We start from the raw sequence: 312 nt of genomic DNA on the forward strand, positions 1-312 counted from the left end.
CTTTGTGATTCATGACTGGGGTGAAGTCGTAACAAGGTAACCGTAGGGGAACCTGCGGTTGGATCACCTCCTTACCTTAAAGAACCTGCCTTTGTAGTGCTCACACAGATTGTCTGATGAATGATGAACTTCTGAATGTACTTTTGAGTGCATTAAGAAGTTTTGCTCTTTAAAAATCTGGATCAAGCTGAAAATTGAAACGACACACATGTTATGTGTGTTCGAGTCTCTCAAATTTTCGCAATCACGATGGTGAATCGAAAGAAACATCTTCGGGTTGTGAGGTTAAGCGACTAAGCGTACACGGTGGAT

1 rRNA gene is annotated in these 312 nt (G+C 42.0%); it reads left to right on the plus strand.

Annotated features, from left to right (window positions below):
• Positions 1-74 (plus strand): 16S ribosomal RNA (locus G6Q29_RS21560); the annotation flags it as partial.
• Between the last annotated feature and the right edge of the window lie 238 nt (positions 75-312).

It is taken from the genome of Enterobacter cloacae (assembly GCF_011078175.1).
Lineage (GTDB): Bacteria > Pseudomonadota > Gammaproteobacteria > Enterobacterales > Enterobacteriaceae > Enterobacter > Enterobacter cloacae_Q.